The following is a 4,823-nucleotide window of genomic DNA, read 5'->3' as shown; positions in this document are numbered from 1 at the left end:
ACCCAACGGCGGCGGCCGTCGCCTTGAAGAACCTGGAGATCATCGAGCGCGAGGATCTGATCCGCCGCACCCGGGAAGACAGCGGCCCCTATCTGGCGCAGCGCCTTGCCGAACTCGCCCGCCACCCGCTGGTGGGCGAAGCACGCAGCCTGGGCCAGATAGGGGCCGCTGTCTTCCCGGGTGCGGCGGACCAGATCCTCGCGCTCGATGATCTCCAGATTTTTCAGCGCCACCGCCGCCGCTGTGGGGTGGCCGGAATAGGTATAGCCATGCACGAAATCATCCGGGTTGGCCTTGATCGCAGCCACGATGAAATCGGCAACGCCCACCGCTGAAATCGGCAGATAGCCCGATGAAAGGCCTTTCGCCATTGTCACCAGATCGGGCGTGATGCCATAATGCTGGTGGCCAAACCATTGGCCCAGCCGGCCAAAACCGCAGATCACCTCGTCGCAGCACAACAGGATGCCGTATTTGCGGCAGATGGCTTCGACGCGGGGCCAATATCCGGCGGGCGGGATGATGACGCCGCCGGCACCCTGCACCGGTTCCCCGATAAAGGCCGCGACATTCTGGGGCCCGGCGGCAAGGATGGCATCTTCCACCTCTTGCGCGGCGCGCGCGGCAAAGGTGTCTTCGTCTTCATCAAAGCCTTCGGCGAATTTATAGGGCTGCATCACGTGCACGAACCCTGGCAGCAACGGGCCGCCTTGGGCGTGCATCGGTGCCATCCCGCCCAGGCTCATGCCGGCGATGGTCGATCCGTGATAGCCGTTGACGCGGCTGATGATCACCTGGCGCTGCGCCTCGCCCTTCACCTGCCAATAATGGCGCGCAGTGCGGATCAGCGTGTCGATCGCCTCACTGCCGGAGGAATTGAAGAAGATGTGGGAAAAATGGCCGCCGAGGAGCCCCGACAATTTCGCCGCCAGTTCCACCGTTGGCGGCGCCACCGTCTTGAAGAAACTGTTGTAATAAGGCAGTTCAAGCATCTGATGATAGGCCGCTTCGGCCAGTTCGGTGCGGCCGTAACCGACATTCACGCACCACAACCCGGCCATGCCATCGAGCAGGCGGAACCCGTCGCCATCGATGATCGTGCAGCCCTCGCCGCGCACGATGATGCGGCTGCCGCCCATGTCTTCCACGGCCTGCCAATCCTGTTGCGGAGGCAGGTGATGGGCGACATCCAGCCGCCTGAGTTCGGCGATGTCGTAATTGCGGGTCATGGCGTCGACTCCGAGTGCTGGCCGCGCAGGGCGTGCCCAAGAATATGAAAGAAGGTGGCGGCATCGGCATCGGTATCGGCCGTCCATTCCGGGTGCCATTGCACGGCCAGCACGGGGGCATTGCCGATGCGGGCCGAAACCGCTTCTACCATCCCATCGGGCGCCAGCGCCTCCACGGCAAGGCCGTCACCCAGCCGGGCGATGCCCTGATAATGGACGCTGTTGACGGTCAACGCCGGGCGGCCATGCGCTTGCGCCAGCACGCCGCCAGGGGTGAGCGAAACGGCGTGGCGATGATCAAACATCGCCATGAAGGGCACATCATCTGGCGCATGATGGTCCAGCACCTCGCGGGTGAGCGTGCCGCCCAGCGCGACGTTGATTTCCTGAAGCCCGCGGCAAATGCCGAACAACGGCTTGCCGCGCGCCAGAACGCTGCGCACCAGCGCCGCCATCATCGCATCGCGGCCCGGATCGAACGGCGGATCGCCTACTTGCCCTTCGCCATACAGCGATGGCTGCAGATTGGACGGGCTGCCGGTGAGCAGCACGCCGTCCAGCCGGTCGATCACCTCTTCAGCGGTCATCAGATCGGGCAGCGCCGGCACCAGCAGCGCGGCGCAATCGGCATGGCGCATGGCAGCGCTCACATACCGGTTCATCACCGCCTGCGCCGGCTCCACACCGACGGTCCGCGTGCAGCAGATGATACCCAGAACCGGCCGGTTCATGACAGCAGCACCGCCGGCGAACAGGCGTGCCAGGCCAGCCACACCGCCTCGCCCAGCGCAAAATCTTCCTGATCCCAGCGGGTCAGATTGGATCGCAGCGCCTTCAATTTCTGGCCGTCGCCCAGCGTCACTTCATACAGGCTTTCGCTGCCCAGATAGGCAACGTGGGTGATCCTGCCGGCCACGGCATTGCGGCCCTGCGGTGCATCGCCCAGCGCTGGCGGCTGCGGCGCGTCCTTGTGCAGCTCGATCTTTTCCGGGCGCAGCGCCAGCCACAGCGTGGTGCCGGCCGCGCCGGTCACGCCGTGATCGAGGAACAGCGGCTGGTCGATGCCCGCCACCGCCACTTCGGCGAACGCAGGTTCATCGACCACCAGCCTGCCTTCCAGCATGTTCACCGAACCGATGAAATCGGCGACGAAGCGGCTGGCCGGGAATTCGTACAGATCAGATGGGCTGGCCACCTGCTGCAACAGGCCACGGTTCATCACGGCGCAGCGATCGGCCAGCGCCAGTGCTTCATCCTGATCATGGGTCACCATCACAAAGGTGATGCCGACCTGCGCCTGCAACTGGCACAATTCGGTGCGCATCGCCTCGCGCAATTTGGCGTCCAGCGCCGACAACGGTTCATCCAGCAGCAGCACGCGCGGTCGCTTGATCAGCGCGCGGGCCAGCGCCACCCGTTGTCGCTGCCCGCCCGACAATTGATCCGGTCGGCGGCTGCCCAGCCCATCCAGCTTGACCAGCGCCAGCGCCTCCTCCACGCGCATCGTGCGCTCGCCGCTTGGCACACCGTCCACCTTCAGGCCATATCCCACATTGTCCGCCACGTTCATGTGCGGGAACACGGCATAATTCTGGAACACCATGTTGACCGGGCGCTTGTTGGGCGGAACATTCGTCACGTCCTGTCCGTCGATCAGGATGCGGCCTTCGGTTGGCACTTCCAGGCCGGCCAGCATGCGCAGCAAGGTGGTCTTGCCGCAGCCAGACGGCCCCAGCAGCGCGAAGAATTCGCCCTCGCGCACCTCCAGATTCACGTCGTCCACAGCCACTACCTTGCCGTAGCGTTTGGTGACGCCTTCGAAGCGGATGATGGGCTGTCCTGTCATCATGCGGCCTGCTTGGCGATATCTGCCCCCTGCAGCCACAGCGCCAGCGCGGTGAGGCCGGCAGTGAGCAGGATGAGCAGCGTGGAGGCGGCATTGACCGCCGGCGTGACCGAGAAGCGCACCATCGAATATACCTTGATCGGGAAGGTGATCGTATCTGGCCCGGAGGTGAAGAAGGTGATGACGAAATCATCGAGGCTGAGCGTGAAGGCCAGCAGCGCGCCGGCCACCAGCCCCGGCACCATGTGCGGCACCATGATATCGCGGAAGATCAGCCATTCGCCGGCGCCCAGATCGCGGGCGGCTTCGGCCAGCGCGCCATCGAAACTGGCCAGCCGCGCCCGCACCACCAGCGCCACGAAACTGAACGAGAAGGTGGCGTGGGCGATAATGATGGCGCCCAGATTGGCCGGCCATGGCAGTTCGGTGGGCCAGGGCACGATGGCGGTGAAGAATACCAGGAAAGCGACACCGAGGCAGATTTCCGGCACCACGATGGGCAGGCCCAGCAACGCCTCCAGCGGCGCCTTGCCGGCAAAACGGAAGCGCCACAGCAGCAGGGCGGCCAACGTGCCGAGGACCAGGCTGATGAGGGTGGACGCCGCCGCGATCACCAGCGAATTGCCAAAGGCCGCCACCAGTTCGCCATCGTCGAACAGTTCGGCATACCAACGCAGCGAAAAGCCGCGCCACACGGTGATGCGCCTACTGTCGTTGAAGGAAAACACCACCAGCGCCAGCAGCGGCAGATAAAGAAACGCGCCGACCAGCGCCAGCCACAGCCGCAGCGGCCAGCGCGCCAGATAATCCAGCGGGCCGCTCATCGGTCCGCTCCGCGACGGCGGATGATCGCCTGCACCATCAGCGCCGCAAAGGTGAGATACATCAGCAAGAACGACAGCGCCGCGCCGAACGGCCAATCGTTGGCGGAACGGAACTGGCGCTCGATCACGTTGGCGATCATCTGGCTGTTGGTGCCGCCCAGCAGATCGGGCGTGAGATAGGCGCCCAATGCCGGGATGAAGGTGATGATGATGCCCGAAACGATGCCCGGCAGCGCCAGCGGCACCACCACCCGCCACAAAGTGGCAAGATGGCCGGCGCCCAGATCCAGGCTGGCCTCGATCAGCGAGCGGTCCAGCCGATCAAGCGCGGCATAGAGCGGCAGCACCATGAACGGCAGGTGGACATAGACGAGGCCAATGACCACGGCGAAATTGTTGTTGATCAGCGGCAATGGCGCGAACGGCGGCAACCCCGGCACCACGTCCCACAAGGCCCCCAGCCCATAGTTGATCAGCCCTTCGGTGCGCAGGATCGCCATCAGCGCATAGGTGCGGATCAGCAGGTTGGTCCAGAACGGCAGCATGATCGCCACCAGCAGCAGCAGCTTGGCGCGCGGCTGCGCAAAGGTGATGGCCAGCGCCACCGGCAGGCCCAGAATGAAGCACAGCAGCGTGGTGAGCGCCGCAAAACCCATGGATTTCAGCAGGATCGCCAGATACAGCGGCTTCAGCGCGCGGGCATAACTGCCCCAGCTGCCGGTGATGGCGATATCGACCAGCGTGCGGTTTTCGCCGAAACTATAGGCCCAGATGACCGCCATTGGCGCCAGGAACAGCGCAAACAGCCACACCACCGGCGGCAGGCTCAGGGCGGCAAAAACCTGTCGCGCTTGGGCAGGCCGTTGCAGCATCATGCCGCCATCACCCGGGTGATCGCCTCTTCCACGGCGCGGATGTAGCCAA

General features: G+C 64.6%; 5 protein-coding genes. All 5 read right to left on the bottom strand.

Features of this window, described 5'->3' with window-relative positions; all coding sequences use genetic code 11:
* Positions 1–1,229: aminotransferase (locus RMO81_RS03735; RefSeq protein WP_310474399.1), on the bottom strand; the 1,229-nt coding region annotated here is incomplete at its 3' end.
* The gene (locus tag RMO81_RS03730) at positions 1,226–1,960 is read right to left on the bottom strand and encodes a gamma-glutamyl-gamma-aminobutyrate hydrolase family protein (RefSeq protein WP_310474398.1); all 735 of its coding nucleotides are present in this window, start codon (positions 1,958–1,960) and stop codon (positions 1,226–1,228) included. The genes RMO81_RS03730 and RMO81_RS03735, both read right to left, overlap by 4 nt.
* Positions 1,957–3,078 carry an ABC transporter ATP-binding protein gene (locus RMO81_RS03725; protein WP_310474397.1) on the bottom strand — a complete coding sequence of 374 codons (1,122 nt, stop codon included), beginning with the start codon at positions 3,076–3,078 and terminating at the stop codon, positions 1,957–1,959. The genes RMO81_RS03730 and RMO81_RS03725 overlap by 4 nt, the downstream gene beginning before the upstream one ends.
* Positions 3,075–3,899, bottom strand: a complete 825-nt coding sequence (locus RMO81_RS03720; protein WP_310474396.1) for an ABC transporter permease — start codon at positions 3,897–3,899, stop codon at positions 3,075–3,077. Before RMO81_RS03720 ends, RMO81_RS03725 begins: the two co-directional genes overlap by 4 nt.
* A complete protein-coding gene (locus RMO81_RS03715) occupies positions 3,896–4,771 on the bottom strand; it encodes an ABC transporter permease (RefSeq protein WP_310474400.1) in 876 nt (291 codons plus the stop codon). The genes RMO81_RS03720 and RMO81_RS03715 overlap by 4 nt, the downstream gene beginning before the upstream one ends.
* Between the last annotated feature and the right edge of the window lie 52 nt (positions 4,772–4,823).

The organism is Sandarakinorhabdus sp. (assembly GCF_031422795.1).
In the GTDB taxonomy this organism is placed as follows: domain Bacteria; phylum Pseudomonadota; class Alphaproteobacteria; order Sphingomonadales; family Sphingomonadaceae; genus Sandarakinorhabdus.
Note: the sequence above shows the minus strand (reverse complement) of the source record. Positions and strands in the feature narration are given on the sequence as shown.